The 24,970-nt window shown below is 63.7% G+C and carries 27 protein-coding genes; 17 read left to right on the top strand and 10 right to left on the bottom strand.

All coding sequences use genetic code 11. The features are described from left to right. Positions 1-21: 21 nt before the first annotated feature. Positions 22-534 carry a ribonuclease E activity regulator RraA gene (gene rraA, locus ACSQ3O_RS10095; protein ID WP_436138755.1) on the bottom strand — a complete coding sequence of 171 codons (513 nt, stop codon included), beginning with the start codon at positions 532-534 and terminating at the stop codon, positions 22-24. A gap of 277 nt (positions 535-811) precedes the next feature. Here rraA and ACSQ3O_RS10090 point away from each other — a divergent pair, with 277 nt between their 5' ends. The 9 genes from ACSQ3O_RS10090 (at position 812) to hemP (ending at position 8,533) form a co-directional block, all read left to right on the top strand. Continuing rightward, the gene (locus ACSQ3O_RS10090; RefSeq protein WP_015014555.1) at positions 812-1,132 is read left to right on the top strand and encodes an SWIB/MDM2 domain-containing protein; all 321 of its coding nucleotides are present in this window, start codon (positions 812-814) and stop codon (positions 1,130-1,132) included. A gap of 238 nt (positions 1,133-1,370) precedes the next feature. Beyond that, on the top strand, positions 1,371-3,608 hold the full coding sequence (locus tag ACSQ3O_RS10085; RefSeq protein ID WP_436138754.1) for a TonB-dependent receptor: 2,238 nt from the start codon (positions 1,371-1,373) through the stop codon (positions 3,606-3,608). A 70-nt stretch (positions 3,609-3,678) separates the two neighbouring features. Continuing rightward, a complete protein-coding gene (locus ACSQ3O_RS10080) occupies positions 3,679-4,371 on the top strand; it encodes a Fe2+-dependent dioxygenase (RefSeq protein WP_436138753.1) in 693 nt (230 codons plus the stop codon). Positions 4,372-4,497: 126 nt separating this feature from the next. After that, positions 4,498-5,643, top strand: coding sequence for an alpha-hydroxy acid oxidase (locus ACSQ3O_RS10075; protein WP_436138752.1), 1,146 nt, complete (start codon positions 4,498-4,500; stop codon positions 5,641-5,643). Positions 5,644-5,820: 177 nt separating this feature from the next. Further along, positions 5,821-6,093: a (2Fe-2S)-binding protein gene (locus ACSQ3O_RS10070; RefSeq protein WP_298451054.1), complete on the top strand. Its 273-nt coding sequence runs from the start codon at positions 5,821-5,823 to the stop codon at positions 6,091-6,093. A 98-nt stretch (positions 6,094-6,191) separates the two neighbouring features. Then, a complete protein-coding gene (locus ACSQ3O_RS10065) occupies positions 6,192-6,878 on the top strand; it encodes an energy transducer TonB (RefSeq protein ID WP_137746429.1) in 687 nt (228 codons plus the stop codon). A 41-nt stretch (positions 6,879-6,919) separates the two neighbouring features. After that, a complete protein-coding gene (locus ACSQ3O_RS10060) occupies positions 6,920-7,639 on the top strand; it encodes a MotA/TolQ/ExbB proton channel family protein (RefSeq protein ID WP_137746428.1) in 720 nt (239 codons plus the stop codon). Positions 7,640-7,642: 3 nt separating this feature from the next. Continuing rightward, positions 7,643-8,050 (top strand): ExbD/TolR family protein, encoded by a 408-nt coding sequence (locus ACSQ3O_RS10055; RefSeq protein WP_063460710.1) that lies wholly within the window; start codon positions 7,643-7,645, stop codon positions 8,048-8,050. 261 nt (positions 8,051-8,311) lie between these two features. Then, complete coding sequence (hemP, locus tag ACSQ3O_RS10050) at positions 8,312-8,533, top strand: hemin uptake protein HemP (protein ID WP_298451066.1); 222 nt, start codon at positions 8,312-8,314, stop codon at positions 8,531-8,533. A 322-nt stretch (positions 8,534-8,855) separates the two neighbouring features. Here the strand turns inward: hemP and ACSQ3O_RS10045 are convergent, their stop codons facing one another. Beyond that, positions 8,856-9,263, bottom strand: coding sequence for a GlcG/HbpS family heme-binding protein (locus ACSQ3O_RS10045; RefSeq protein WP_298451070.1), 408 nt, complete (start codon positions 9,261-9,263; stop codon positions 8,856-8,858). A 241-nt stretch (positions 9,264-9,504) separates the two neighbouring features. Between ACSQ3O_RS10045 and ACSQ3O_RS10040 the strand changes: the two genes are divergently transcribed. Further along, positions 9,505-10,200, top strand: coding sequence for a Bax inhibitor-1/YccA family protein (locus ACSQ3O_RS10040; protein WP_436141102.1), 696 nt, complete (start codon positions 9,505-9,507; stop codon positions 10,198-10,200). 112 nt (positions 10,201-10,312) lie between these two features. Next, complete coding sequence (locus ACSQ3O_RS10035) at positions 10,313-10,690, top strand: hypothetical protein (protein WP_436138751.1); 378 nt, start codon at positions 10,313-10,315, stop codon at positions 10,688-10,690. A gap of 103 nt (positions 10,691-10,793) precedes the next feature. Here the strand turns inward: ACSQ3O_RS10035 and rlmD are convergent, their stop codons facing one another. The 3 genes from rlmD to ACSQ3O_RS10020 all read right to left on the bottom strand — a co-directional run bounded on the left by rlmD (position 10,794) and on the right by ACSQ3O_RS10020 (position 13,205). Then, positions 10,794-12,254, bottom strand: coding sequence for a 23S rRNA (uracil(1939)-C(5))-methyltransferase RlmD (gene rlmD, locus ACSQ3O_RS10030; protein WP_436138750.1), 1,461 nt, complete (start codon positions 12,252-12,254; stop codon positions 10,794-10,796). Positions 12,255-12,312: 58 nt separating this feature from the next. Next, complete coding sequence (locus tag ACSQ3O_RS10025; RefSeq protein ID WP_137746424.1) at positions 12,313-12,618, bottom strand: hypothetical protein; 306 nt, start codon at positions 12,616-12,618, stop codon at positions 12,313-12,315. A 113-nt stretch (positions 12,619-12,731) separates the two neighbouring features. Next, the gene (locus tag ACSQ3O_RS10020) at positions 12,732-13,205 is read right to left on the bottom strand and encodes an Lrp/AsnC ligand binding domain-containing protein (protein WP_121506038.1); all 474 of its coding nucleotides are present in this window, start codon (positions 13,203-13,205) and stop codon (positions 12,732-12,734) included. A gap of 127 nt (positions 13,206-13,332) precedes the next feature. On the opposite strand from ACSQ3O_RS10020, the gene putA reads away from it, so the two are divergent. Next, positions 13,333-17,079 carry a trifunctional transcriptional regulator/proline dehydrogenase/L-glutamate gamma-semialdehyde dehydrogenase gene (putA, locus tag ACSQ3O_RS10015; protein ID WP_436138749.1) on the top strand — a complete coding sequence of 1,249 codons (3,747 nt, stop codon included), beginning with the start codon at positions 13,333-13,335 and terminating at the stop codon, positions 17,077-17,079. A 99-nt stretch (positions 17,080-17,178) separates the two neighbouring features. Here the strand turns inward: putA and ACSQ3O_RS10010 are convergent, their stop codons facing one another. After that, positions 17,179-18,252 (bottom strand): DUF6352 family protein, encoded by a 1,074-nt coding sequence (locus ACSQ3O_RS10010; protein ID WP_436138748.1) that lies wholly within the window; start codon positions 18,250-18,252, stop codon positions 17,179-17,181. Positions 18,253-18,707: 455 nt separating this feature from the next. On the opposite strand from ACSQ3O_RS10010, the gene ACSQ3O_RS10005 reads away from it, so the two are divergent. Beyond that, on the top strand, positions 18,708-19,619 hold the full coding sequence (locus tag ACSQ3O_RS10005) for a hypothetical protein (protein WP_436138747.1): 912 nt from the start codon (positions 18,708-18,710) through the stop codon (positions 19,617-19,619). Positions 19,620-19,702: 83 nt separating this feature from the next. Here ACSQ3O_RS10005 and ACSQ3O_RS10000 read toward each other — a convergent pair whose 3' ends face one another. Beyond that, positions 19,703-20,281, bottom strand: coding sequence for a 2'-5' RNA ligase family protein (locus tag ACSQ3O_RS10000; protein ID WP_436138746.1), 579 nt, complete (start codon positions 20,279-20,281; stop codon positions 19,703-19,705). 242 nt (positions 20,282-20,523) lie between these two features. Here ACSQ3O_RS10000 and ACSQ3O_RS09995 point away from each other — a divergent pair, with 242 nt between their 5' ends. Next, positions 20,524-20,958: a thermonuclease family protein gene (locus ACSQ3O_RS09995; RefSeq protein ID WP_436138745.1), complete on the top strand. Its 435-nt coding sequence runs from the start codon at positions 20,524-20,526 to the stop codon at positions 20,956-20,958. A 281-nt stretch (positions 20,959-21,239) separates the two neighbouring features. Next, on the top strand, positions 21,240-22,055 hold the full coding sequence (locus tag ACSQ3O_RS09990; RefSeq protein WP_436138744.1) for a KilA-N domain-containing protein: 816 nt from the start codon (positions 21,240-21,242) through the stop codon (positions 22,053-22,055). Between the two features lie 135 nt (positions 22,056-22,190). On the opposite strand, the gene ACSQ3O_RS09985 is transcribed toward ACSQ3O_RS09990, so the two are convergent. The 3 genes from ACSQ3O_RS09985 to ACSQ3O_RS09975 form a co-directional block, all read right to left on the bottom strand. Continuing rightward, complete coding sequence (locus ACSQ3O_RS09985; RefSeq protein WP_436138743.1) at positions 22,191-22,406, bottom strand: hypothetical protein; 216 nt, start codon at positions 22,404-22,406, stop codon at positions 22,191-22,193. Between the two features lie 125 nt (positions 22,407-22,531). Continuing rightward, positions 22,532-22,786 (bottom strand): hypothetical protein, encoded by a 255-nt coding sequence (locus ACSQ3O_RS09980; RefSeq protein ID WP_436138742.1) that lies wholly within the window; start codon positions 22,784-22,786, stop codon positions 22,532-22,534. A 107-nt stretch (positions 22,787-22,893) separates the two neighbouring features. After that, on the bottom strand, positions 22,894-23,553 hold the full coding sequence (locus tag ACSQ3O_RS09975; RefSeq protein WP_436138741.1) for an SOS response-associated peptidase: 660 nt from the start codon (positions 23,551-23,553) through the stop codon (positions 22,894-22,896). A 141-nt stretch (positions 23,554-23,694) separates the two neighbouring features. Here ACSQ3O_RS09975 and ACSQ3O_RS09970 point away from each other — a divergent pair, with 141 nt between their 5' ends. Both ACSQ3O_RS09970 and ACSQ3O_RS09965 read left to right on the top strand, forming a co-directional pair. Then, a complete protein-coding gene (locus ACSQ3O_RS09970; RefSeq protein ID WP_436138740.1) occupies positions 23,695-24,042 on the top strand; it encodes a hypothetical protein in 348 nt (115 codons plus the stop codon). 362 nt (positions 24,043-24,404) lie between these two features. Continuing rightward, positions 24,405-24,962 (top strand): hypothetical protein, encoded by a 558-nt coding sequence (locus ACSQ3O_RS09965; RefSeq protein WP_436138739.1) that lies wholly within the window; start codon positions 24,405-24,407, stop codon positions 24,960-24,962. Positions 24,963-24,970 lie beyond the last annotated feature (8 nt).

Below are 24,970 nucleotides of genomic sequence, written 5' to 3'. Positions count from 1 at the left end.
AGCCCCACTGCCGTGAGGCCGTCAGGCCGCCAGCGCCTGTGCGCTCACCACCATGCCGTCGGCATCGGCATACAGCCAATCGCCGGGCCGCACCCAGACGCCCTGGATCAGCACAGCCACATCGCGCTGCCCTTCGCCCCTGCGCTCTGTCGGGAGCGGCATGAGCGCCAGCGCCCGGATGCCCACGGCGGCGGCATTCAGCTCTGCCACGTCGCGCACGCAGCCGTCCACCACCAGGCCCGCCCAGCCATTGCGTGCCGCTGCAGCCGCCAAATTGCCCCCCACCAGCGCGCGGCGCAGCGAGCCCCCACCGTCCACCACCAGCACGCGGCCCTCGCCCGGCGACTCCACGGCCGCCTTGACCAGGGAGTTGTCTTCGTGGCACTTGACGGTGGTGACAGGGCCCGCAAAGACCGGTTTGCCACCATAGCTGTGAAAGACGGGTGGCAGAACGCGGAACGTGCCGCTCACATCGGTCTTGTGTTCGTCACAGAAGTCGCAGGTGGAGAAGGAGGAGGCGGAAGCTGCAGACATATCGACAAAAACCTTTCAGAAAGTGGGTCGGTGACACTGAAACGGGCCAAGCCAGGATTGTCAGCCCAACGCCTGCCCCAGGCCGCCCAGCTTTTGTCAAGGCTGGTGCGGCTTTGCGGTGAATTGCTGCGCGCTGCGCGGCGCCACAGCTACAAATCGAGGCAAAAAAAGCCGTTTCTCCCTTGGAAACCCGTTTTTTTCCCATTAGCATCGCTCTGCCAGTGGGAAAGCGTCGTTTTCGCTGGTGAAAATTTACTTCCAACAAGGAACACCCAACATGGCAACTGCAAAAAAAGCTCCGGCAACCACAGCCCCAGCAGCCAAGAAGGCCGCTGCCCCCGCCAAGAAGCGCACCCCCAACGCCGCCTTCATGAAGGCGCTCACGCCCAGCCCCGCGCTGGCCGCCGTGGTGGGCTCGGCACCGCTGCCACGCACGGAGATCATCAGCAAGCTGTGGGTCTACATCAAGGCCAACAACCTGCAGGACGCCACCAACAAGCGCAACATCAACGCCGATGCCAAGCTCAAGGAGCTGTTCGGCAAGCCCCAGGTCTCCATGTTTGAACTGGCTGGCCTGATCGGCAAGCACGTCAAGTAAACCGACGCACTGCACCCGCAGCACAAAAAAAGCCGGCTTTGCCGGCTTTTTTATTGGGCGTGTCACCGCAGTGTGGCATGCGAACATCAACACAAATGAGAATGACCCGCATTTGATGTAACATCAAGCAGCACGACGACGCACAGCCATGTTGATCTAGCCACTGCCTCTCGCCGCTTCTGGCGCCCCGCGCGCCATTCACACATCGCCCCCCTGCACCCCATCGATGGAGGCCATCTTGGCAAAATCACGCGCTCTGCGCCGCAGCTCCGCGCTGCGTAAAACCGCATCCCCCATTTCCCTCGCCCCCGTCGCCGCGTCCGACAAGGCCCTGCTGCCCCTGGGCGCGCTGATGCTGGCCGCCTCCATGGGCGCCATGGCACAGACCGCCACCAAGGAAGCCACCCTGTCCACCGTAACGGTGCAGGAAGCCGCCGACGTGCAAGGCAAGGACACCTTGCTGCTCAAGAAAACCACGGTCGGCAAGGGCAACCAGGACATCAAGGACATCCCCCAGTCCGTGACGGTGTTCACCGAAAAGCAGATGAACGACCGCAACCTGGACGACTTCCGCGAGGTGCTGCGCAACACCGCGGGCGTGACCTTCCAGTCGGGCGAAACGGGTGAAGAAGACGTGCGCCTGCGCGGTTTCTCGCTGGGCCAGGCGGGCGACATCTATGTGGACGGCATGAAGGACGCCCCGCTGATCGAGCGCGACACCTTCAATCTGGACCGCGTCGAAGTGCTCAAGGGCTCGGCATCCATGCTGTTCGGCAAGGGTTCGACCGGCGGCGTCGTCAACCAGGTCAACAAGGCCCCGCTGCTGATTGACCAGCACGAAGCCTCGTACACCTACGGCACCGGCCAATACCACCGCGCCACGGGCGACTTCAACTTCAAGACCGGCGAAAACGCGGCCTTCCGCCTGAACGCCATGGTGCAGGAGTTCGACAACTACGGCGCCAAGCAGGACAAGCGCGGCATTGCGCCCACGTTTGCCTGGGGCATCGGCACGCGCGATGAGTTCTCCATCGGCCTGTACTACCTCGAATCCAAGGGCCGCCCGCTCTACAACCACCCCTGGCGCGTGGTGGACGGCAAGATCAACACGCCGCTCGACGCCCGCAACTACTACGGCCTGGCCAGCGACCACAACAACACCTCGGCGCAGCACGTGACGCTGGGCCACATCCACCGCTTTGACAACAACGGCGAGCTGAACACGCGCCTGCGCTACGGCACGTACGAGCGCGATCTGCTGGCCAGCACCATCGGCTTCCAGAACAGCGCCATCACGCTCGACCAGATCAACGGCAACACCGCGCTGACGCGCGGCTCCAAGGGCCGCCTGGGTGAAAGCGACGTGCTGCAGGTGCAAAGCGACTACAGCAACACCTTCAACTGGGGCGGCAAGAAGCACGCCGTGCTGACCGGCGTGGACTACTACGACGACGACGCCAAACGCAACCAGAACTACCCCAACACCACCACCCGCCCCAACACCACCGTCGGCTCGCCCAACGATGGCGCCTGGGTGGCCGATGGCCGTGCACCCGTGCAGTGGAACACCTTCAAGTCGCGCAACCTGGGCCTGTATTTCCAGGACACGGTGGCGCTGAACGACAGCCTGAAGCTGGTGGGCGGCCTGCGCTATGACAACTTCAAGGCCTCTTACAAGAACGCCACCGGCGCGCTGAGCAACTCCCGCTCCGACAGCCTGGTCAGCCCGCGCGTGGGCCTACTGTTCCAGCCCAATGAGCTGGCTTCGTACTACGCCTCGTTCGGCACCTCGTACAACACCTCGGGCGACACCTACCAGTTCGGCAACCCCGGTGCCAACACGGCCCGCACCGCCAACACCGACCCCGAAAAGAGCCGCAACTTCGAGATCGGCAGCAAGTTCGAGCTGTTCGAGCGCCGCGCACTGCTGGGTGTGGCCCTGTTCCGCACCGAGAAGTACAACGAGCGCAACACCGACCCCGACACCGCCGCCGCGCAAGAGCTGCTGTCCGGCAAGCGCCACGCCACGGGCATGGAGTTCAACCTGGCAGGCCGCCTGACGCCGAAGTGGGAACTGTTCGTCAACCACACCTGGATCCCCTCGGCCAAGATCGACAAGAGCAACGTGGCATTGGCAGCCAACGGTGGTGGCGCACAGGTGCAGGGCGACCGCCCCGGCCTCACGCCCAAGCACAGCGGCAGCGTGTGGAGCACCTACGCCGTCACGTCCAAGCTGCGCGTGGGCGCAGGCCTGACCTACCGCAGCAAGCAGAACCCCGAGGGTTCGCGCGCGGTGTACGCCAGCGGCTTTGCCGTGATGGACGCCATGGCCGAGTACGCGTTTGACGACAAGACCTCGCTCAAGCTGAACGTGAGCAACCTGTTCGACCGCACCTACGCCGACGGCCTCTACCGTGGCTTCTACACGCCGGGCGCTCCCCGCGCCGTGCAGGTGTCCATCAAGACGCGCTTCTGACCTTTGATGCGCTGATGCTCTGACGAAACGACTCCGCCCCTTCACTGGGGCGGAGTCACAATGGCCCCCCATGTTCCTGCACATCCCCCACGTTCTCACGGCCGAAGAAGTCGCATTCTTCCGGCAACAGCTCTGGGCCTCCGACGCCCCCTGGGTGGACGGCGCCCGCAGCGCAGGCGGCCAGGCGGTGCACCAGAAGAACAACCTGCAGCTGGCGCAGGGCAGCGCGCTGTCGGCCCAATTGCAGGGCCTGGTCAAGGCCGCCCTGGCACGCAACGCACTGTTCTTCTCGGCCGCCCTGCCCCGCCGCATCTACAACCCGCTGTTCAACCGCTACGGCGACGGCGCCAACTTCTACGGCAAGCATGTGGACAGCGCCGTCATGCACTCCACAGCCGACAACGCCTGGGTGCGCAGCGACCTGTCGTGCACACTGTTCCTCACCCCGCCGGACGAATACGAAGGCGGCGAACTCGTGGCCACCGAAGCCTGGGGCGAGAAACGCATCAAGCTGCCTGCAGGCGACATGGTCCTATACCCCAGCAGCACCGTGCACCAGGTGTCGCCCGTCACACGCGGGCAGCGCATCAGCAGCTTCTTCTGGGTGGAGAGCATGGTGCGCGGGCTGGAGCAACGGCAGCTGCTGTTCGACATGGACATGTCGCTGCTGCGGCTGCGCCAGAGCGTGGGCGAAACGGAGCCCTCGGTCATTGCGCTGTCGGGCACGTACCACAACCTGCTGCGCATGTGGGCCGACGTGTGACCTGCCTCCTCCGGCACCCAGGCACCACAGCTCCTTCAGGCCATGGCCCCTGCCTTGCCAGATTCACTCCTATTTCAATAGCACCTCGCGCATACTGAACGCGCGCAAGGTGCTTTTTTCATTGGTATGACCTACACCCCCGCCCGCCACCGACTGCCGCCCGAGATCGCCAACCTGGCCGACCACGAAATGCAGGCGCGCCAGCAGCTGGACGACAACGCCTGGGCCTACTTCAGCGGAGGCGCGGGCGATGAAATCACCCTGCGCGCCAACCGCAGCGCCTGGGACGCCTTGCCCTTGTGGCCCCGCGTGCTGCGGCCGCTGGCGGGCGGCCACACCCGGGTGCAGCTGCTGGGCCGCACGCTGACCCACCCCATCCTGCTGGCCCCGGTGGCCTTCCAGCGCCTAGCCCATCCCGATGGCGAACTGGCCATGGCCTACGCGGCGGCGGCGCTGGGCGCGGGCGTGGTGCTCAGCACCCAGGCCAGCGTGTCGCTCGAAGCTGTTGCCGAGGCCGTGCAGCCCGACCCGGGGCGCGGCCCGCTGTGGTTCCAGCTCTATCTGCAGCATGACCGGGGCTTTACCCAGGCGCTGGTGCAGCGGGCTGAGGCAGCGGGCTACGAGGCCCTGGTACTCACGGTGGATGCACCCGCCAGCGGCGTGCGCGACCGCGAACGGCGCGCGGGCTTTCGGCTGCCGCCGGGCGTGGGCCCTGTCAACCTGGCGGGCCTGCCCCTCGCCCCTCAGCCCGACCTGCGCCCCGGGCAGAGCGCGCTGTTTGACGGCCTGCTGCACCAGGCCCCCACCTGGGACGACGTGGCCTGGCTGCAGTCCATCACCCGCCTGCCCGTGCTGCTCAAGGGCGTGCTGCACCCGGCCGACGCACGCCAAGCGGTGGCAGCGGGTGCGGCGGGCCTGATCGTCTCCAACCACGGCGGCCGCACGCTGGACACCGCGCCCGCCACCGCCACCGCTTTGCCCCGCGTGGTGCAGGCCGTGGGCGGCGCGGTGCCGGTGCTGGTGGACGGCGGCATTCGGCGCGGCACCGATGTGCTCAAGGCCCTGGCCCTGGGCGCCTCGGCCGTGCTGGTGGGACGCCCCGCCGTGTGGGGCCTGGCCAATGCCGGGGCCGCAGGCGTGGCCCATGTGCTGCGCGTGCTGCGCGACGAGCTGGAGGTTGCCATGGCCCTTACCGGCTGCGCCACACTGGCCGATGCCCGCCCTGCGCTGCTGGACGCCACAGAGAGCCAGGCGCTGCGCCCCGGCGCGTGATGTCTGGCGATGGCCGAGGATGGCCAAAAACCATGGCCAGCGACCATGGCCGGTGACAGGTGTTGACGCCGATCAAAGCCTTGCCCCTGTCGGCAGGAATGATTTATTGCAAATGCGATAGATTCGTATTTATAATCTCGTCATCCCTTCAACAGCCAGCCACACTGCCTGCTCCCCATGATCGTCTGTGTTTGCCGCCGGGTTTCCGACCGTGAGATTGCCCGCCATGCGCGTGCTGGCATGAGCTTCGATGAAATCCAGTTCGAACTGGGCGTGGCCACCCAATGTGGTTGCTGCGAAAGCTGCGCCCGCGACGTGGTGGCGCAGTGCAGTGTTTCGAATCCTGTAGCCGCCCTGCACAATGACGCGGCACCGCAGCCGATCCAGCTTGCCAGCTCCATCCTGGAAAGCAAGTCATGGAACTCCTCTCAACACTCGCTGGCAGCCTGATCCTCGTGGCAGGCTCTGCCTGGTGGATCTTCCGCAAGTAACATCGGTCTTTTAAGCCCCTGGCGCCTGATACACAAGCGCTGGTTGCTATCATTTTTATGTCTCACCCTGATCGTTTTGCCACTCCCGGGGGTGTCAGCCGCAACACCGTGATCGTGGGCTCCGTGATTGCCCTGCACGTGGCAGGCATCTGGGCCCTGCAGTCCGGCCTGCTGCGCCGTGCGGCCGAGGTCATCGTGCCCGCCGAGCTGCTGAGCGAGTTCATCGCCCCGCCCGCCCCCCCCAAGGTCACACCGCCGCCCCCGGCGCCGCCACCACCGCCCCGCCCGGCCCCCAAGGTCGCGCCGCGCCCGGCCCCCATGCCTGTGGCAATTGCCGACCCGACACCGGCGCCCAATGCCCCCACGGGCATCACCACGCCCCAGCCGCCCGCGCCGCCCATCGAGGCGCCTGTTGCACCCCCGGCGCCGCCCGCCCCACCGGCACCGCCTGCGCCGCCCAAGATCGAGCTGCCTTCCAGCGACGCCGCTTACCTGAACAACCCCAAGCCCAGCTACCCCGCCATCAGCAAACGCATGGGCGAGCAAGGCAAGGTGGTGCTGCGGGTGCTGATCGGCACCGACGGCACGCCGCAGAAGGTGGAAGTCAACAAGTCCAGCGGCTTTGAGCGCCTGGACCGCCAGGCCCAGGAGGCCGTCATGCGCTGGCGCTTCGTGCCCGGCAAACGCAACGGAGTGGTCGAGACCATGTGGAACCTGGTCCCGGTCAACTTCGTTCTCGAATAACCAGTTCACAGTTTCAGATCACCGCTTCAGGGAGTTTTTTCATGGAATCGCAATTCGGCATCGCCAACGTATGGATCCAGGGCGACTTCGTCACCCGCGCCGTCGCCATCATCCTGCTGGCCATGTCGCTGGCCTCGTGGGTCGTCATCCTCATCAAGGCGCTGGACATCATCAAGTTCAAGAAGCACACCCGCGCCGCGCAGGATTTCTGGCACAGCGAGGACTTCGCGGCCGGCCTGACCAAGCTGGGCGCCGACCCCACCAACCCCTTCCGCCACCTGGCGCTGGAAGGCCGTGAAGCCACGGCCCACCACCGCAACACCAAGGCCCACCTGCACGACAGCCTGGACGTGAGCGACTGGGTCACCCGCTGCCTGCGCAACTGCATCGACGAGTTCACCGCCCGCCTGCAATCGGGCCTGGCCATCCTGGCCTCGGTGGGCTCTACCGCCCCGTTCATCGGCCTGTTTGGCACCGTGTGGGGCATCTACCATGCGCTGGTGGCCATCGGCACTTCCGGCCAGTCCACCATCGACAAGGTGGCCGGCCCCATCGGCGAAGCGCTGATCATGACCGCCCTGGGCCTGGCCGTGGCCATCCCTGCCGTGCTGGGCTACAACGCGCTGGTGCGTGGCAACAAGTCCATCCTGGGCGGCCTCAACAGCTTTGCGCACGACTTGCATGCCTACTTCGTGACCGGTGCCCGCGTGTCTGCCAGTGGCGAACAGGGCAAGGTCCTGCCCATCAAGAAAGGCAACTAAGCCATGGCTTTCGGAACGCAAGACGATGCCGATGATGTGATGAACGAGATCAACATGACGCCCCTGGTGGACGTCATGCTGGTGCTGCTCATCATCTTCATCATCACCGTGCCGGTGATGAAACACTCGGTCAACGTAGACCTGCCCCGGGCCACGAACCAGCCCGAAAACGTCAAGCCCGAGACCGTGCGCCTGTCGGTGGCGGCAGATGGCAAGTTCTACTGGAACGAATCGCAGGTGACGGAAGAAGAACTCTTCCCCCGCCTGCAGGCCGAGGCCGCCAAGGAGCCCCAGCCGGACCTGCACATCCGGGGCGACAAGAGCGTGCGCTACGAATACGTGGCCCAGGCCATGGCCGCTGCGCAGCGCGCCGGGGTGCGCAAGATCGGGTTTGTGACCGACCCGCAGTAACAGCCCCCTGAAGGGTTTGTTGCCCCCGCCCGGCCAGCCTTGCTTGCCGGGCTTTTTTGTGGGCCGCCACATCGCCGAGCCTTGTCCGGCCCCACAGGCCCGGCGCAAGGCGGATCAACGCCAGGGCGTGCCGCCGTTCAACGCCCCCACACGCTGGACGCCGGAAAAAAGAACAAAAAGAAACATGCAATTCGCTTGACTCGTAATTGCGAATCGTTATCATTAGCAAAACGCAATGCAATGACACAGGAAAAAACCTCCATGCAAGCCACCATGACCGCCGCCTCGCTCCTGCGCTCTGCCGCCGCCGACAAGGCGGCCTCGCTCGCCCCTGGCGAAGGCGCCCAGAGCGCCGAAGCCGTGTCGGCCGCCGTGGACAGCAGCGCCTTGCTGCAGGGCCAGAAAGCCGTGGCGATCAGCCACAACGGCTCGGTGTACCGCCTGCAGGCCACCAAGCTGGGCAAGCTGATCCTGACCAAATAAGCGCAGCCGCCCTGCTCCCCTCCTCCCCCTCGGCAGCACATTCAGGCTGCTGCCAGGCCCCCAACAGTTTCATCGTGGGGCGACTCCCGGGCTTGCAACAAGCTCGCAAGGGTCGTTTTTGCCAGCCAACGGGTTCTCCCGCGTAGCCAGGCTTTTTTTCTCCACCGATCTCTCGGTCGCCGCTGTCAGAACATGCAGCGCAGGCACCATAAAAAAACCGGCTCTTCAGCCGGTTTTTTTGTGCGTGACGCGGAGTGCAGGTTTGTGACGCCCCCGCTTCAGGATGGCGCCACACGGCCCATCCATGCGTGCAGTTCAGTCCTTACAGGCCCAGGGCCGCAATCCCAGCGCGAGCAACCTGGGCGTCTTCGGTGGACTTCACACCACTCACGCCCACGGCACCCAGGCATTGGCCGTCCTTCATGATCGGCACGCCGCCTTCGAGCAGGCCGTCAATGGTGGGTGCACTCAGGAACGAGGTGCGGCCGCCGTTGATGACATCTTCGTACACCTTGCTCTCGCGGCGGCCCAGCGCGGCCGTGCGGGCCTTGGAGGGGGCAATGTGCGAGGACACGGCAGCGGCGCCGTCCAGGCGCTGCAGCCACAGCAGGTGGCCGCCGTCGTCCACGATGGCGATGGTCACGGCCCAGTTGTTCTTGAGGGCCTCGGCTTCGGCAGCGGCGGCAACGGCCTTGACGTCGGCCAGTTCGAGTTCATGCTTGGTTTTCATGGAGAGGTGTCCGGATAGGAGAAGGAAGTAGAAAGATCGCGCGGGCCACCCTGTTGGAGCGCCCAGGCCGAGGAAGCCGCAAGCATAGCGGCATCACGGGGCGCGCTCACCCCCACGCAGGGTGAAAGTACCCTTACCAAAAGTAGGTGACCGGATGCGGTTATTGGGTGGCCAAAAACCACCAACGCCTAAAATTTGGGGCGTCTGCGCTGTGCAGGCCAACAAGGAGAGACACAAGATGATGAACGACCAAGTCACCACCCTGGGCCACTCTGCGGGCTATGGCATCTCGCAGGAAGAGCGCCACAAGGTGCTGCGCAATACCTACTGGCTGCTGGCCCTGAGCATGATCCCCACGGTGCTGGGCGCCTGGATCGGCGTGGCCACCGGCATCACCCGCTCGCTGACCGGCGGCCTAGGCCTGATCGTGTTCCTGGGCGGCGCGTTCGGCTTCATGTTCGCCATCGAAAAGACCAAGCGCTCGGCCGCAGGCGTGCCCGTGCTGTTGGCCTTCACCTTCTTCATGGGCCTGATGCTCTCGCGCCTGATCGGCATGGTGCTGGGCTTCAAGAACGGCACCGACCTGATCATGACGGCGTTTGCCGGCACCGCCGGTGTGTTCTTCGTGATGGCCAGCCTGGCCAGCGTGATCAAGCGCGACCTGTCGGGCATGGGCAAGTGGCTGATGGTAGGCGCGCTGGTGCTCATGGTGGGCGGCATCATCAACGTGTTCGTCGGCTCCGGCGTGGGCATGATGGTGATCTCGATGCTGGCCATCGGCATCTTCAGCGCCTATATGCTGTATGACCTGAAGCAGATCCTGGACGGCGGCGAGACCAACTACATCAGCGCCACGCTGGCCCTGTACCTGGACATCTTCAACGTGTTCCAGAGCCTGCTGGCCCTGCTGGGCATCATGGGCGGCGAGCGCGAGTAACCCCGCTGATCCCTTGACCACCATCAAAAGGCTCCCTCGGGAGCCTTTTTTGTGGACCGCGCACCCGGATCAGGCCTCAATAGCGCGGCCAGTGTGCCGATAATGCAAGTACATGTATCCACAAAGCCCCTCCACCGCGATACGCCTGACGGTTCTGGCGGGCCTTCTGCTGCTTGCTGGCTGCGACAAGATCCCCGGCCTGGGCCCTGACCCCCGTGTTGCGCAACGCGACGCCGAGGCCAAGGCCATTGGCGGAGCCTGCCGCCACGCGCTGCGTGGACTGGAAGACTGCTACACCCTGAACCCCAAGGCCGCCAAGGCCTCGGTGTTTGCGGGGTGGAAAGAGATGGACGCCTACATGCGCGAGAACAAGATCGAGGGCACGCCCTCGGTGTTGACCAAGGTCGAAAAGCCCGAACCGCGCAAGGGCAGCAGCACGGAGATCGAAACCGAAACCCGCGACCCCGCATCCAGCCGCAGCCGCAGCTGAGCGGCCTGGCTCGCCAGGGGCAAGGCCCTGCCTTTTTTCCCCTTGTCTTCTTCAGCGGGCATGCACGCCAGGGCCACAGCCCCGGCAGCACAGCCCTCCTCCGCTACACCCGCTCGAACACCGCCATGCTCTCAACGTGCGCAGTGTGCGGGAACATGTTGACCATGCCCGCTGCCGTGCATTTGTAGCCTGCCAGATGCACCAGCAGGCCCGCATCACGCGCCAGGGTGGCGGGGTTGCAGCTCACGTACACGATGCGCTTCGGAGGCGTCCAGCCCTCAGCACCGGCAGGCAGCGGGCCAGCGCCCTCGGCACCGATGCGGGCCTGTTCGATGTCGGCCAGCGCCTTGGCCAGCGCAAACGCGCCTTCGCGCGGCGGGTCCACCAGCCACTTGTCGGCAGTGCCATCGGCCACCAGCATTTCGGGGGTCATCTCAAACAGGTTGCGCGCTACAAAATTAGTAGCTGCCAGCGCTTTCTGGTCGCGCGCAAGGGTCTGATTCAATGCATAGTTTTCGCGCGAACGGGCCACCAGGGCCTCACTGCCCTCTATGCCCAGCACCTCGCGCGCCTGCGTGGCCAACGGCAGCGTGAAGTTGCCCAGGCCGCAGAACCAGTCGATCACGCGCTCGTGCGGCTTCACATCCAGCAGGCGCAGCGCCCGGGTCACCAGCACCTGGTTGATGTGCGGGTTCACCTGGGTGAAATCCGTGGGCTTGAAGGGCATGGTGATGCCAAAGTCCGGCAGCGCATACGACAGCTGCTCGCCACCTTCATCCAGCAGCTTCACCGTGTCGGGGCCCTTGGGCTGCAGCCACCACTGCACGCCATGCTCCGTGCCAAAAGCACGCAGTCGGGTGATGTCGTCTGCGGAGAGCGGCTCCAGATGGCGCAGCACCATGGCAGTCACGCTGTCGCCACAGGCCAGCTCGATCTGCGGGCAGGTGTCGCGCGCGTCCATGCTGGCGATCAGCGCGCGCAGCGGCATCAGCATCGCGTCCACATGCGGTGGCAGGATCTTGCAGGTCTGCATGTCGGCGATGTAGCGGCTCTTGCGCTCATGAAAGCCCACCAGCACCTGGCCCTTCTTGATCACATGGCGCACAGCCAGGCGGGCACGGAAGCGGTAGCCCCAGGCGGGCCCTTCAATGGGGCGCATCACGGTCTCGGCCTTGACCTTGCCCAGGTGCCAGAGGTTGTCCTCCAGCACGCGCTGCTTGACGGCCACCTGCGCACCCACGTGCAAGTGCTGCATCTTGCAGCCACCGCAGGCCCCTGCATGCAGGCCAAAGTGCTGGCAGCCAGGGCGCACGCGCTGCGACGACTCGCGGTGGATGGCCACCAGGCTGGCCTGCTCCCAGTTGTTCTTCTTGCGGTGGGTGTTGGCGGTGACCAGCTCGGAAGGCAGGGCACCATCGATGAAGACGACCTTGCCATCGGGCTTGCGGGCTACGCCCTGGGCGTCAAGGTCCATGGACTGCACCTGCAGCCAGCCCTCGGGCAGGTCGGTGGCATCCTGCGCCACGGGTTCAAACGAGGGGGATAGTTCTTTCGGTTCGCTCATCCCCCGATTGTCTCAGGCCCAGGGCCGCCGCTGCAGCGGGCCGGGCCGTGGGGCTGGTTTAGCCCCGGTCTGCGCGTGCGGGGCGCATGCCCCCTGGCGCCGATACGGCTGAAGCGGCCGAAGCCAGCGGCAGCTTGTTGATGGTGAGTTCGCAGCCAAAATCGTCGGGTGAGAACACCAGGGTGCCCCCCGGAGCCACACGCGGCAGGGTTTCGTGGATCTGGCGCGACATATCGACCGGTGGCTCGGGGGCGCGGTAGACGATGTCCTTGTTGGGGCCATAGACCACATAACACCCGGCGGCGGCCGACTGGCTGAAAAGGGCGGCCAACAAGGCGGCGGCAGCGGTTGGAAGGGCTCTCATGGTTCTTCTCCTCGGTCTGGCGGTTGCTGCGTTGCATTATGCGGGCTTTGCCCTGCAGAGCCAATCTGGCTCGGGCTGCGGCCGTACTAGTCTTCTGCCACCGCCCCGCCCTCTCAGCGCAGGTGCAAATGGTTGGTGTGCTTGACCTCTTCCATCACTGCATAGGTGCGCGTCTCGCGCACGCCGGGCAGTTGCCACAACACATTGCCCGCAAACACGCGGTAGGCGTTCATGTCAGCGGATCGCGTCTTGAGCAGGTAGTCGAACCCGCCCGCCACCATGTGACATTCCATGATCTCGGGATGCACCTGGACCGCCGCCTTGAACTGGTCGAACACGTTGGGCGTGGTGCGGTCCAGCAGCACCTCCACAAACACCAGCATGCCTGCGCCCAACTTGAGCGGGTTCAGCCGTGCCTCGTAGCCCAGGATGAAGCCATCGCGCGTGAGGCGCTGCACCCGCGCCAGCACGGCTGTGGGCGACAGGGCCACGGCCTCGGCCAGCTTGAGGTTGGCGATGCGGCCGTCCTCCTGCAGGATTGACAGGATCTTGCGGTCAATGCGGTCCAGATCGGGTTCTGCTTGCATATTCATTAGCGATTTATTCGGCTTGACCCAGAATTTTCGAACATTTATTCACCAGAAACCCAAGGATCATCGCCAGTAACGCGCCCAACCCCTTGTTTGGCACTCCAAACCACCGAAAGACAACGCCATGACGCAGCCCTCCGCCCTGTTTGCAGACTTCGCGCCCCGCACGCCGCTGTCCAACCCGCTACGCACGGCCATCACCGCCGCCACCCGCCGCCCCGAGCCCGAGGCCCTGGCCCCGCTGCTGGCGCAGGCCCGCCTGCCTGCCGATCAAGCCGCAGCGGCCGAACAACTGGCCCTGCGAATCGCCAAGGCGCTGCGCGAACGCAAGGCCAGCGCCGGACGTGCGGGCATCGTGCAAGGGCTGCTGCAGGAGTTTTCGCTGTCTTCGCAAGAAGGCGTGGCGCTGATGTGCCTGGCCGAGGCGCTGCTGCGCATCCCCGACAAGGCCACACGCGACGCGCTCATCCGCGACAAGATCAGCAATGGCCAGTGGGATGCTCACTTGGGCAAGAGCCCCTCGCTCTTCGTCAACGCCGCCACCTGGGGCCTGCTCATCACCGGCAAGCTGGTGGCCACGCACAGCGAAGGCAGTCTCGGCAACTCGCTCAGCCGCCTCATCGGCAAGGGCGGCGAGCCCCTGATCCGCAAGGGCGTGGACATGGCCATGCGCATGATGGGCGAGCAGTTTGTGACCGGCGAAACCATTGACGAAGCCCTGCGTAATGCCCGCACGATGGAGGCCGAGGGCTTTCGTTATTCGTACGACATGCTGGGCGAGGCCGCGCTGACCAGCGAAGACGCCAAGCGCTACTACGCGTCGTACGAGCAGGCCATCCACGCGATTGGCAAGGCCTCTGCCGGGCGCGGCATCTACGAAGGCCCGGGCATTTCCATCAAGCTCTCGGCCCTGCACCCCCGCTACAGCCGCGCACAGTTTGGCCGGGTGATGGACGAGCTGTACCCGCTGGTGTTGCGCCTGACGGCACTGGCCAAGCAATACGACATCGGCCTGAACATCGACGCCGAAGAAACCGACCGCCTGGAGCTGTCGCTGGACCTGCTGGAGCGCCTGTGCCATGAGCCTACCCTGGCGGGCTGGAACGGCATTGGCTTTGTCATCCAGGCCTACCAAAAGCGCTGTCCCTTCGTCATCGACTACGTGGTTCAACTCGCCCGCCGCACCCAGCGCCGCTTGATGGTGCGCCTGGTCAAGGGCGCGTACTGGGACAGCGAAATCAAGCGCGCCCAAGTCGATGGACTGGAGGACTACCCCGTCTACACGCGCAAGGTGCACACCGACATTTCCTACATCGCCTGCGCCCGCAAGCTGTTGGCGGCACCCGAGGCCGTGTACCCCCAATTCGCCACGCACAACGCCGAAACGGTGGCCACCATCTACCAACTGGCGGGCAGCAACTACTACGCCGGGCAGTACGAGTTCCAGTGCCTACACGGCATGGGCGAGCCGCTGTATGAGCAGGTGGTGGGCGCCATCGCTGCAGGCAAGCTCGGCCGCCCGTGCCGCATCTACGCCCCCGTGGGCACGCACGAAACGCTGCTGGCCTATTTGGTGCGCCGTTTGCTCGAAAACGGCGCCAACACCTCGTTTGTGAACCGCATTGCCGACGAAACGATTGCGCTGGACGAGCTGGTGAAAAGCCCCGTGCAAGTGGTGGACCAGCAAGCTGCGGCAGAAGGCACCGCAGGCCTGCCCCACCCCCGCATTGCCACGCCCCAGGGCCTGTACGGCGCCCACCGCAGCAACTCGCGCGGGCTGGACCTGTCGAACGAAAACACGCTGACCGAACTGGCTGCCGCCCTGCAAGCCACGGCAAGCCACGCCTGGACGGCAGCGCCCCTGCTGGCTACTGACTTGCCCGCAGGCACCACCCAGCCCGTGCGCAATCCTGCTGACCACAGCGATGTGGTGGGCCAAGTGCAAGAAGCCACTACTGCCGACGTGGACCAGGCCCTGGCCCACGCCCAGGCCGCCGCAGCCCCCTGGGCCGCCACGCCGCCCGCCGAGCGCGCAGCGGCCCTGCTGCGCACCGCCGACCTGCTGGAAGCGCGCATGCAACCCCTGCTGGGCCTGCTGATGCGCGAAGCGGGCAAAAGCGCCAGCAACGCCGTGGCCGAGGTGCGCGAGGCGGTGGACTTCTTGCGCTACTACGCCGCGCAGGTGCAGAGCGCCTTCGACAACACCACCCACATCCCGCTGGGCCCGGTGGCCTGCATCAGCCCCTGGAACTTCCCGCTCGCCATCTTCATGGGCCAGGTGGCCGCTGCCCTGGCTGCAGGCAACCCGGTGCTGGCCAAGCCGGCAGAGCAAACCCCGCTGATCGCCGCCGAGGCCGTGCGCCTGCTGTGGCAGGCCGGTGTGCCCCGCGCAGCAGTGCAACTGCTGCCCGGCCAGGGCGAGACCGTGGGCGCGCGCCTGATTGGCGACGCCCGCGTGATGGGCGTGATGTTCACAGGCTCCACCGAGGTCGCGCGCATCCTGCAGCGCACCGTGGCCGGTCGGCTGGATGCCGCTGGCCGCCCCATCCCGCTGATTGCCGAAACGGGTGGGCAGAACGCGATGATCGTGGACTCGTCCGCGCTGGTGGAACAGGTGGTGGGCGATGCGGTGTCGTCCGCCTTTGACAGCGCAGGCCAGCGCTGCTCGGCACTGCGCGTGCTGTGCGTGCAGGAAGAAGCCGCCGACCGCGTGGTCGAAATGCTGCAAGGCGCCATGGGTGAGCTGCGCGTGGGCAACCCCGCTGAGCTGCGCGTGGACGTGGGCCCCGTCATTGATGCCGAGGCGCAGGCAGGCATCACCCAGCACGTCAAAAGATTCAAGGCCCAAGGCCACCGTGTGTTCCAGCACTCCAGCCATCTGGCCATGAGCAGCGCACAGGGCACTTTCGTGCCGCCCACGCTGATCGAGCTGAAGCACATTGGCGAGTTGCAGCGCGAAGTCTTCGGCCCCGTGCTGCACCTGGTGCGCTATGCCCGCAACGACCTGGACCAGTTGCTGGACCAGATCAATGCCACTGGCTACGGCCTCACCCAGGGCGTGCACACCCGCATCGACGAAACCATTGCCCGGGTGGTCAACCGCGCCCATGCGGGCAACGTGTACGTGAACCGCAACATGGTGGGCGCTGTGGTGGGCGTGCAGCCCTTTGGTGGCGAAGGCCTGTCGGGCACGGGGCCCAAGGCCGGTGGGCCGCTGTACCTGTTGCGCCTGCTGTCGCAGCGCCCGGCCAATGCACTGGCGCGCACCTTGGCCGAGGCCGACCGCACCAGCCCGCCAGACACCGAGCGGCGCGAGCGCCAGCTGGCCCCGCTGGGCACCTTGCAGCAATGGGCGCACCACCAGGGCAACCTGGCCCTGGCGGGCCACTGCCAGCGTTTTGCGCGAGAAACACAGAGCGGCACCGCCCGCACCCTGCCCGGCCCCACGGGCGAGCGCAATGTCTACACACTGGCACCCCGCGCCCGCGTGCTGTGCATAGCGCACAGCGCGGACGACCTGCTGGTGCAGACAGCGGCGGTGCTCGCCAGCGGAGGGACAGCCCTGTGGCCCCACGCCCATGCAGGGCTACGCGCGAAGCTGCCCACCCACGTGCAGGCCCAAGTCATGCTGCAAGACAACGCCCTGAGCGATGGCTCCGTGGCACTGGACTCCGTGCTGCACCATGGCGACGCCGAATCCCTGCAGGCGGTGTGCACCGCCCTCGCCCGCCGCCCAGGGCCCATCGTAGGCGTGACCGCGCTGCAGCCCGGCGCCACCGACATCCCGCTGGAGCGCTTGCTGATCGAACGGGCGCTGAGTGTGAACACAGCAGCAGCTGGCGGAAACGCAAGCCTGATGACGATTGGATGAGGGCCCGTTACCAGACTACCAACCAAGGGGATTTTTTTGAACCAAAGGGGCTGCTACCGCCTGTTCATCATGTCTTGATAGCTATCAATTCAATAGCACTCAGGATGCTGATGCCAGCGGCAGATTGAGCAACAGGTTCTGCGGCTTGATGCGCACCACGCCCTCGGCGTTGGTCGCCAGCCCCAGGTACACCGGCTTGCCCGCCACATCGGCCCGCATCTCGGCCGGGTTCGCAAAGGTCAGCGTAAACAGGCTGACCAGCCGTGCCATGCGCTCTGGCTCCACGGGCCGGTCCTGGTACAGGTCGTTGAGGATGGCGGTGGACTCCACATCCAGCCCCACATGCCAGCGCCACGCGCTGTCGGTGACCTGGTGCACAGGCTCGATCTGCACCTGCACGCCAAGCAGATGTGCCACCCAGCGCTCCAGCACGCGGGCCAGGGCTTTCAGGCCTGAGCGTGCACGGGTCATCTTGAAGGTCAGGCCATGGCTCAGGTCCTGCGTCAGCTCGTGGGTCAAGTCGAGCAGAAAGTGGTGGCGATCGCTCTCCTGCCAATACTGCCCTGCGTTGTCGGCCGACAGCACTTTGACCTGCGCCGTGGGCTGCAGTGCGCCGCTTTGCAACAGCATGCGTCCCACCTCGCCCAGGCCCGCGGTCTCGTTGAGCATGTCGAGCGTCGCCCGGTCGCCTGCCAACATTTGCGCGTCCTGCAAGGTAACGCGCTGCGACCGAAACAGCATTTCGGCAGCGCGGGCTTCGAAGGCGTCGTTGCAGTTGTCCAGCAGGTTGCGCAGCAGGGCTTGCACCACGGCGTCGATGAACACGGCGGGCACGTTCACCGCACCACTGCGCATGAGTTGCAGGTAATAAGCCTCCAGCGTGCCAGCGGCCAGCAGGCCATCGCGGAAGCGCAAGAACACGGTGTAGTTTTCGCGAGCATCGTCGTCCTCCAAGGACGCGAGTTCAGCAGTTGCCACAGGTCTGAGCGGCGCGCTCTGCAAGCCCTTGTGCAAGGCCACCTCGGACACGCAAGATTCTGGCACCAGGGTCAGTTCTGGGCGATCCAGCAGAGAGCGCACATAGACCTCGGTGGGCGCCAGCCAGCCCCGTGCATTGCGTGCCAGCGCCTTGAAGCCACTAGCGGGCCAGAAATCAGTGGTGCTGATTGTCATGCAATGCCCGTCTCATCGGTACCGGGCATGCAGCGCCACAGAGGTACAAGGTAAAAAGCGAGTGAGTTCATCAGGATGGGTGTACATAAAAGGGCGATATGGTCACCGGATTGCATCGCCACATGCAAACCTCCGCCCAGCAAAAAACCGAGCGCGGAAAGGCCTGAGTGACCCCGGATGTTGCCGTGCATTCTGCACAAGTGGTGCGCCACAAACGCTCCTCCACCGAATACAACAAAGCGCTCCCGATATTGGGGGTGGCGGAGCTACAGAGTAGCGGCCAGCACCAGACGAACGCAGAGCATTCCTTTTTCGGCTGTTCGCAGAAAAAGCCCAGTCTTTTTGGCGCTTACACGGGGACTGGAAACATCTGATTCGAGGAGCATAGGAGCAACGTCCCACACAACCCAGGACAACCTATAGCTGGGCGATCAGCCCCACCAAGGAGTCACAAGATGCTCGATGTTTCTCAAGCCACCAACATGCTGACATCCATGGGAGTGTCCAGCACCTTGGCTGCGCGCGCCGCCGAGCGCACCGCACAAAACCATTCCAACGCAGACCCTCTCACCTTTCTCAAGGAGCTGCGAACAACGCTGGAGCAGCTGTCGGCTGAAGCCTCGCGTGCTGGAACCGCCAGTGCGGCAGCCAGCACCGCATCAAGCGGGAAAACTGCTTACACATCCACTGCAGACCTCTACAGCAAGGGGACGCAAAGCAACTCCGCTACCGCTACGGCATCCGCGACTAAAACATCAACCACTGCGGCCCCCTTCAGCAATCTGGAAGAATTCAAGCAGTGGGAAAAAGACTTGGGCGACACATTCGCAGCAGACTATGAGCCGCCAGACTACATTCGGGTCGCCTCCATGGTTCTGAATGGCGGTGATGACACGGTCGTTGGCCGCTACATGTTCTTCAAGAACCATCCCGAATTTGCAGCCGATTACGAATCCATCCGCAGTGGGCACCTATCGGAATTTCCCACCGATGGATCAACGCTGGTGAAGAGCGATTTGTCCAAGATGTCCACCGAAACGGCTGCCTACTACAAGAAAAACCCCGACAAACTGCTTGCCGCAGAAGGTTTCAGCATGGATCCCACGCTTGCCAAAATGCGAATGAGCGGAGAAATTTCGGCGCCGTTTGGGGTCAACATCTCAGAGTGGCTGACAGAAAACAAATGGGCCAAAGACGGAAACTTGGCCCAGAACAACCGAGTTGCTTATGCCAACGCAGATTACATCGGCCTGGATGGCAAAGGGGCCGGAACCTACAAGCTGAGCCGATTCGACACAGCCACCGGCAACATCATCAACTACGACGGCCGGGTCTACGACCCACTGACGGGCGAGGTGAAGGCATAGCCAGGGGCAAGTTCAAGTCCCCATCCTGCCCAGTTGGGCCCGACCATCGCGTGCGAGCAAAGCACCGTCGTGCGATGTGCCGCCTACCAGGGCAACGGGAGCTGGCGCGGCGACAATGACCAGCACCCAAGCAGATCATGTCTGCCTAATCCGTACCAACTATCAACCAGCATGAACTGGTTGACTCGCCAAGCCAGTGGCGCAACAGCACACCAATCGAACGGCTCGTGTCGATAGTTGAGGGTGACATGGGGATGAAAGTGCGTGCGAATCTGGCTTTCCGGGAATCCAGCCCGCAGCATCGCATGCGCCAGCGTGTGTTCCAGCCCCCGGATCCCTCGCAACCCCCAGCTGCGGCCCGTCAACCAGGCCATGCCACAGCCATCAACCCCACCGCTGTACTCCACCCGATCAAAAGCAACATCGAATGGTTCAAACGCTACGTAGTTCGCAGCGGCCAGGGCCTTGTCCACGGTGTCAGGGGGAATCGCCCCCCGAAACTGCCCAAGCTTTTCCAGGGTGATATGCAGTCGCGCCGCTGGCATGGGCGCCGCACGCCATGGGCAAGGCGTAAGCTCCAACCCGTTCAACAAGCCAAATGCCCGCTCAGCCACATGGCGCGGCGGACAAACGAAAAAGTACAGATCGTGGCGTTGCAACATGCGATCCCCAGAAGTGAGGATCAGATTTTGAATCAAAACACTGTTTAAATAAACAGTGTTTTGATTTTCACCCGCTCACTCCCACTCTATTGTTAATGGGAGCCATAAAGCATTGATTTTTATATGGTTTTCTCATGCGCCATGAGTCGATGCCATGATCAATACCATGCGCAGATTTACTATCGTTTTGAAGGGGTGAAGGCACCGACCACGACATTGAGGCCAGTCTACACTGCGGCCCCATGCCACTATCTGCTCCCGCCCTGCTCTGCCTCGTGGTCGCCGTCACCGACGGGGACACCATTACCGCGCGGTGTGGTGAGCCAGGCGCGTACGAGCGCATTACTGTACGCATTTCGGCCATTGATGCGCCTGAAAAGGCGCAACCATTCGGCCAAGTGTCTCGCCAGCATCTGGCCGGCCTGTGCTTTCAGACGCAGGCCGCCATCACCCCGCGCGCCAGGGACCGCTACGGGCGTACGGTCGGCGACGTGGAGTGCCAAGGCCAAGACGTGGCCACAGCGCAAGTGCACGCTGGCATGGCTTGGTTCTATGTGAAATACGGCAAGGGCTACGCGCAGCTGGAGGGCATCGAGCACACGGCGCGGCAAGCTGGCAGGGGTTTGTGGTCCCAGGCGGCCGTGCCCCCCTGGGAGTGGCGGAGGGCAACGCGTTAACCCACTGGGAATAGATACAGAAATTTACGCATTGGCACTCCCGGTTTACGAGCGCCATTCGGTAATTGTGTCGGTTACAATTCAGATTGCCCCAAAAGAGAACCGACCACTTCTTGCGAAATGGTCGGCTACTTCAGGCAAACGTTGCAGTCGCGTGGATCCCTGAGAAGAACCGCTTCTGCTGTCTTGTGCGTCTTGAATTCTACAGCGATATTGTTGTTTGCTCAATAATATTGTTGTAGGAGAAGGACGCATGGTTACCCCTTTGCGAAAGGCACACCATGCCAACTCATCAGTACTCCCTATCCCTCATCTCCCACCAAGTGCAGAACTCTGTCGTAGAGCAGCGTGCATCGGACGGGTACATCAACGCCACCGCAATGTGCAAGGCGGCAGGCCGAAAAATCAGTCATTACTTCGAAAATGATAGCTACATCGCCTTTATTGGCGCCCTAGCTTCCGATGCCGGAATTCCGGCATCGGAACTCGTGCAGTCGATCAAAGGAGGGAGCCCTTCGCTCCAGGGAACATGGGTACACCCACAGATCGCTATTCATCTCGCGCAATGGCTGTCTCCACAGTTCGCCGTGCAAGTGTCCAAGTGGGTCTTCGACTGGATGTCGGGCAAGGCGGGCCCCGCCAAGCTGCCCTACCATCTTGAGCGGCACCTTTTGAACCTGAACAAAATTCCGCTGGGCTACTTCTCGGTGCTACAGGAAATGACCAACTTCCTGGTGGGACCAATGGAGGCGAACGGCTACCGTCTTCCCGACAAGTGCATGCCCGACATCTCGCACGCCAAACTGCTCTGCAAGCATTTGCGTGACGAATGCGGCGTAGACACGAATTCCCTCGCCAAGTACAACCACGAGTTCCCGGATGGCCGAGTCGTTCCGGCCAATCTGTACTCTGTTGAATATCTTGGCGTCTTCCGTCGCTTGATGGCAGAGGTGTGGATGCCACAGCACGCCGCCACGTACTTCAAGGCACGCGACCCAGCAGCCCTGCCCGCGCTCGACAAAATCCTCTTGTTGAGCAAACCACATCAGCCCCCGACGCTGCCCGCCAATAAGCCCAGCTTCAAGCGCAAGGCATAACCCCCCGACCAGCCACCTCCGGGTGGCTTTTTTGCGCCCTGGCGCCCGCCCTGCTGCTGGCCATCCACAACTGCTTTGCAACCCACTTCCTCGGTGTGGCGGTTGCGTGGTCTACGACGCCACGGCTCGCGCATTTCAGGAGCCAGCCAGCAGCGCGGTGACCTGCAGTTCGAGCAGCGCCCCCCGCAGCGGGTCCTCCGTGTCGGCTACGAAAGTAGCGGGCCCCCGCTTCACCCAGATCAGCCGCCCTTCCCAATTCGGGTCGCGCTCCTCCAGATGCCGAGCGAGGTGCTCAACCTCTTTGACGGCCGCTTCCGATAGTTTTCTGTCCACGAAGACTGTAATGCTCATTGGCTCTTCCGTACCCAACCCACGTGCGGCGGCAAATATCCGAGCCTAGATTTCTGGCCGTGCGAGCCCGTAGGAAAGCGCTTACACCGCGGTCAGGGTGAAGCCATTTGCAGCGCGGTGCCTGCCTAAAGGGAGCCGAACAGCGAATCCGACTGCCCCTTCAGGGCTTCCTCCACCAGAAGCTGCAACAGCTCCCGACGTATCGGGTCTGAATCCTGAATGAGCACGGGCACAGTGTCTAGGCGCGCTCGAGTGACAGCAATGGCCACGCCCTCAAAGGTGACGTCCGTCGCGGCGATTGTTTCTGCCATGGAAGCCACTCGAGCAAACACATCATCTGGTACGTCATCAGATACAGCGATAGAGATCGATTGCGTCATGGCCCGCGCATTCTACGGTGGCCACCCGCCCATTTAAGGTCGAGATAGCTGCATGTGAAGAGCGCTGAGGCGCGACGTAGAGCGCCCATGAGGCGGTTTCCTTCTTCCTAAACGGACGCGCCCACAAAAGCATCAACCCCTGCCAGGCGCAGCAAGCCTTTCGCATCTTCCAATGTCCCAGCAAGCCACTGGTCATAGTCGGCAGGGTCCAGCGGGATCACGCTGCGCTTGTCCTGCGCATCCGCCCCCAGCTTGGGGTCTGGCTTGTGCATCCGGCTCATCAGCGGGTGGGCATCCGCATTGATGGTGAGCATGGTGTAGCTCTCGTGCACCTCGCCGGTGGTTTTGTCCGTCCACGTATTCCACAGCCCAGCCAGGCCCCAGGGGCGCCCGTCGGGACGTCGAAAGCGCCACCACACGTTTTTCCCGCTCTCCCAGTTGGGTTCATCAAAATCAGCCGCCGGGATGATGCAGCGCTGCCCGCGCGCCCATGGGTGCTTGTAACTGGCCTTCGCCTCCAGTTCTTCGCTCCGGGCGTTGTTCGTGGGGTACTTCAGCTTCGGTTCATTGGCGAACCACGGGATCAGACCCCACTGCCCCACGATCAGCTCGCGGCTGTATCCGGCGTCATCCCGGGCGCGCCGGATAAATGGGCCCTTGCCTCGCGGAAACAGAGTCTGGTCCCACCAGCGCACCGGGTTGCGGCTTGTGATAGACCACTCACGTTCGATGTCTGCGACTTCCGGAGGTGTGTACCGATTGCACATGGGAGCACTGTACACCCATCGCGCGAAAGACTGTATATTTGCACAGTGTTCTGCGAAGTCATCCCCCTCCGATCATCCGGCCTGCGGCTGCGGCCCGACGAATGGCCAGCGCCTGCCCGTGGGCGGCTGGAGATCTCGCATATGCCGGCGTCCATCTGCGCGGCGCGGCGCACGCTGCGCGAGGTGCGGCTGCTGGGCGAATGGGTGTCGCACCCGATGGTCACGCTGCTGATGTTTGACCCAGAGTTTGTAGACGTGGTGGGCGACGGCTTTCTGCTACGTGGCCACGTGATCGAAGTGGAGGACGGCCGCCAGTATGAGCATGAGCAGCTGTGGCTAGTGCGCCCAAGCGTGGAGCCCAACGTCGCGCTGCCAGGGTTTGACCTGTCACGGTGGGCGAGCAGCTTGCCTACGGGCGGGGTTGCCAAAGCCGGGCCCACGGTAAGCGAGCGCTGGCATGAGCAGCACGCCCATGGGGCGACCGATTAGCCAGACTGCACCAGTTGAGAAGGTTCCCGCAGGCTGTCCCCACAGCGCATCGAAAAGCGTCTGCGCCCTACCTTTTCCCGCTCGCTCACTGCTTGAATTGTGTGCAGAGGCGAGCTGCTCCGCGCGAGATTGATTTTGGCATGCGTATGGGTCTGCTACATTTCGCGACAAATGTGGAGATTTTCATGATGCGGTTAATCGTCGTCACATCTGTGTTGGCCATGCTTGCGGGCTGTGCCAGCACGTCTGTCTGGAGACACCCCGCCCGAATGGGCGACGGTCACGACGGCGCCACTATGGCCCTGGCTGAATGCCAGGCGTTTGCATCGGGCACGGGACCAGCGCCTATCCCCACCGCGCGAATGGACATACCCGCGCCCACCTCATACACAACTCGTGGAACGTACTCTCAATACGGCTCCCAAGGGACCTTCAACGCCACCACGACTGCCAACCCAGGGTTCGCATCAAACTTCGCATCAGGGTACAACTCTGGCGCAGCATTGGGCGATGCAATTGCATCGATCCAGTACCAAAAGCGTATCGCAGAGGTAACGACAGCGTGCATGCGGACGCAGGGCTGGATCGATACAAGCACTCCAGAAGGCCAAGCCCAGTTCAAACAAGGTGCGGACGCTAGGATTGCCAAAACTACGGCCAATCAGCAATCCGAGGCCAGGCAAAAAGCGAGTGACCAATGGGGCGCCGTTGTGAAAGCGTTCTTGGACTTCGAAGCTGCCAGCCCTGGCGGAATCGACTATCGAAAAGATCCGGTGAAATATGCGGCCCTTGACAAATACGTCAAGCAACTCGCGAATGACCCGAAGAACAATCCCGAGAACATGGCATGGTTCCTGATCGAGGCACACAAGATGGTGCTGGCTGATGAGAAAGCAGCATCAGCAACCGAGGCGAAATAGGAACAAGC

The sequence above is a fragment of the Acidovorax sp. LjRoot74 genome (genome assembly GCF_964254355.1).
Classification (GTDB): domain Bacteria; phylum Pseudomonadota; class Gammaproteobacteria; order Burkholderiales; family Burkholderiaceae_C; genus Acidovorax.
This window is presented reverse-complemented; position numbering and strand designations above follow the sequence as displayed.

Excerpts from the sequence above, each read along its gene's own strand:
- rraA (WP_436138755.1), bottom strand. The coding sequence starts at position 534 with ATGTCTGCAGCTTCCGCCTCCTCCTTCTCCACCTGCGACTTCTGTGAC.
- ACSQ3O_RS10090 (WP_015014555.1), top strand. The coding sequence starts at position 812 with ATGGCAACTGCAAAAAAAGCTCCGGCAACCACAGCCCCAGCAGCCAAG.
- ACSQ3O_RS10080 (WP_436138753.1), top strand. The coding sequence starts at position 3,679 with ATGTTCCTGCACATCCCCCACGTTCTCACGGCCGAAGAAGTCGCATTC.
- ACSQ3O_RS10075 (WP_436138752.1), top strand. The coding sequence starts at position 4,498 with ATGACCTACACCCCCGCCCGCCACCGACTGCCGCCCGAGATCGCCAAC.
- ACSQ3O_RS10070 (WP_298451054.1), top strand. The coding sequence starts at position 5,821 with ATGATCGTCTGTGTTTGCCGCCGGGTTTCCGACCGTGAGATTGCCCGC.
- ACSQ3O_RS10065 (WP_137746429.1), top strand. The coding sequence starts at position 6,192 with ATGTCTCACCCTGATCGTTTTGCCACTCCCGGGGGTGTCAGCCGCAAC.
- ACSQ3O_RS10060 (WP_137746428.1), top strand. The coding sequence starts at position 6,920 with ATGGAATCGCAATTCGGCATCGCCAACGTATGGATCCAGGGCGACTTC.
- ACSQ3O_RS10055 (WP_063460710.1), top strand. The coding sequence starts at position 7,643 with ATGGCTTTCGGAACGCAAGACGATGCCGATGATGTGATGAACGAGATC.
- hemP (WP_298451066.1), top strand. The coding sequence starts at position 8,312 with ATGCAAGCCACCATGACCGCCGCCTCGCTCCTGCGCTCTGCCGCCGCC.
- ACSQ3O_RS10045 (WP_298451070.1), bottom strand. The coding sequence starts at position 9,263 with ATGAAAACCAAGCATGAACTCGAACTGGCCGACGTCAAGGCCGTTGCC.
- ACSQ3O_RS10040 (WP_436141102.1), top strand. The coding sequence starts at position 9,505 with ATGAACGACCAAGTCACCACCCTGGGCCACTCTGCGGGCTATGGCATC.
- ACSQ3O_RS10035 (WP_436138751.1), top strand. The coding sequence starts at position 10,313 with ATGTATCCACAAAGCCCCTCCACCGCGATACGCCTGACGGTTCTGGCG.
- rlmD (WP_436138750.1), bottom strand. The coding sequence starts at position 12,254 with ATGAGCGAACCGAAAGAACTATCCCCCTCGTTTGAACCCGTGGCGCAG.
- ACSQ3O_RS10025 (WP_137746424.1), bottom strand. The coding sequence starts at position 12,618 with ATGAGAGCCCTTCCAACCGCTGCCGCCGCCTTGTTGGCCGCCCTTTTC.
- ACSQ3O_RS10020 (WP_121506038.1), bottom strand. The coding sequence starts at position 13,205 with ATGCAAGCAGAACCCGATCTGGACCGCATTGACCGCAAGATCCTGTCA.
- putA (WP_436138749.1), top strand. The coding sequence starts at position 13,333 with ATGACGCAGCCCTCCGCCCTGTTTGCAGACTTCGCGCCCCGCACGCCG.
- ACSQ3O_RS10010 (WP_436138748.1), bottom strand. The coding sequence starts at position 18,252 with ATGACAATCAGCACCACTGATTTCTGGCCCGCTAGTGGCTTCAAGGCG.
- ACSQ3O_RS10005 (WP_436138747.1), top strand. The coding sequence starts at position 18,708 with ATGCTCGATGTTTCTCAAGCCACCAACATGCTGACATCCATGGGAGTG.
- ACSQ3O_RS10000 (WP_436138746.1), bottom strand. The coding sequence starts at position 20,281 with ATGTTGCAACGCCACGATCTGTACTTTTTCGTTTGTCCGCCGCGCCAT.
- ACSQ3O_RS09995 (WP_436138745.1), top strand. The coding sequence starts at position 20,524 with ATGCCACTATCTGCTCCCGCCCTGCTCTGCCTCGTGGTCGCCGTCACC.
- ACSQ3O_RS09990 (WP_436138744.1), top strand. The coding sequence starts at position 21,240 with ATGCCAACTCATCAGTACTCCCTATCCCTCATCTCCCACCAAGTGCAG.
- ACSQ3O_RS09985 (WP_436138743.1), bottom strand. The coding sequence starts at position 22,406 with ATGAGCATTACAGTCTTCGTGGACAGAAAACTATCGGAAGCGGCCGTC.
- ACSQ3O_RS09980 (WP_436138742.1), bottom strand. The coding sequence starts at position 22,786 with ATGACGCAATCGATCTCTATCGCTGTATCTGATGACGTACCAGATGAT.
- ACSQ3O_RS09975 (WP_436138741.1), bottom strand. The coding sequence starts at position 23,553 with ATGTGCAATCGGTACACACCTCCGGAAGTCGCAGACATCGAACGTGAG.
- ACSQ3O_RS09970 (WP_436138740.1), top strand. The coding sequence starts at position 23,695 with ATGCCGGCGTCCATCTGCGCGGCGCGGCGCACGCTGCGCGAGGTGCGG.
- ACSQ3O_RS09965 (WP_436138739.1), top strand. The coding sequence starts at position 24,405 with ATGGACATACCCGCGCCCACCTCATACACAACTCGTGGAACGTACTCT.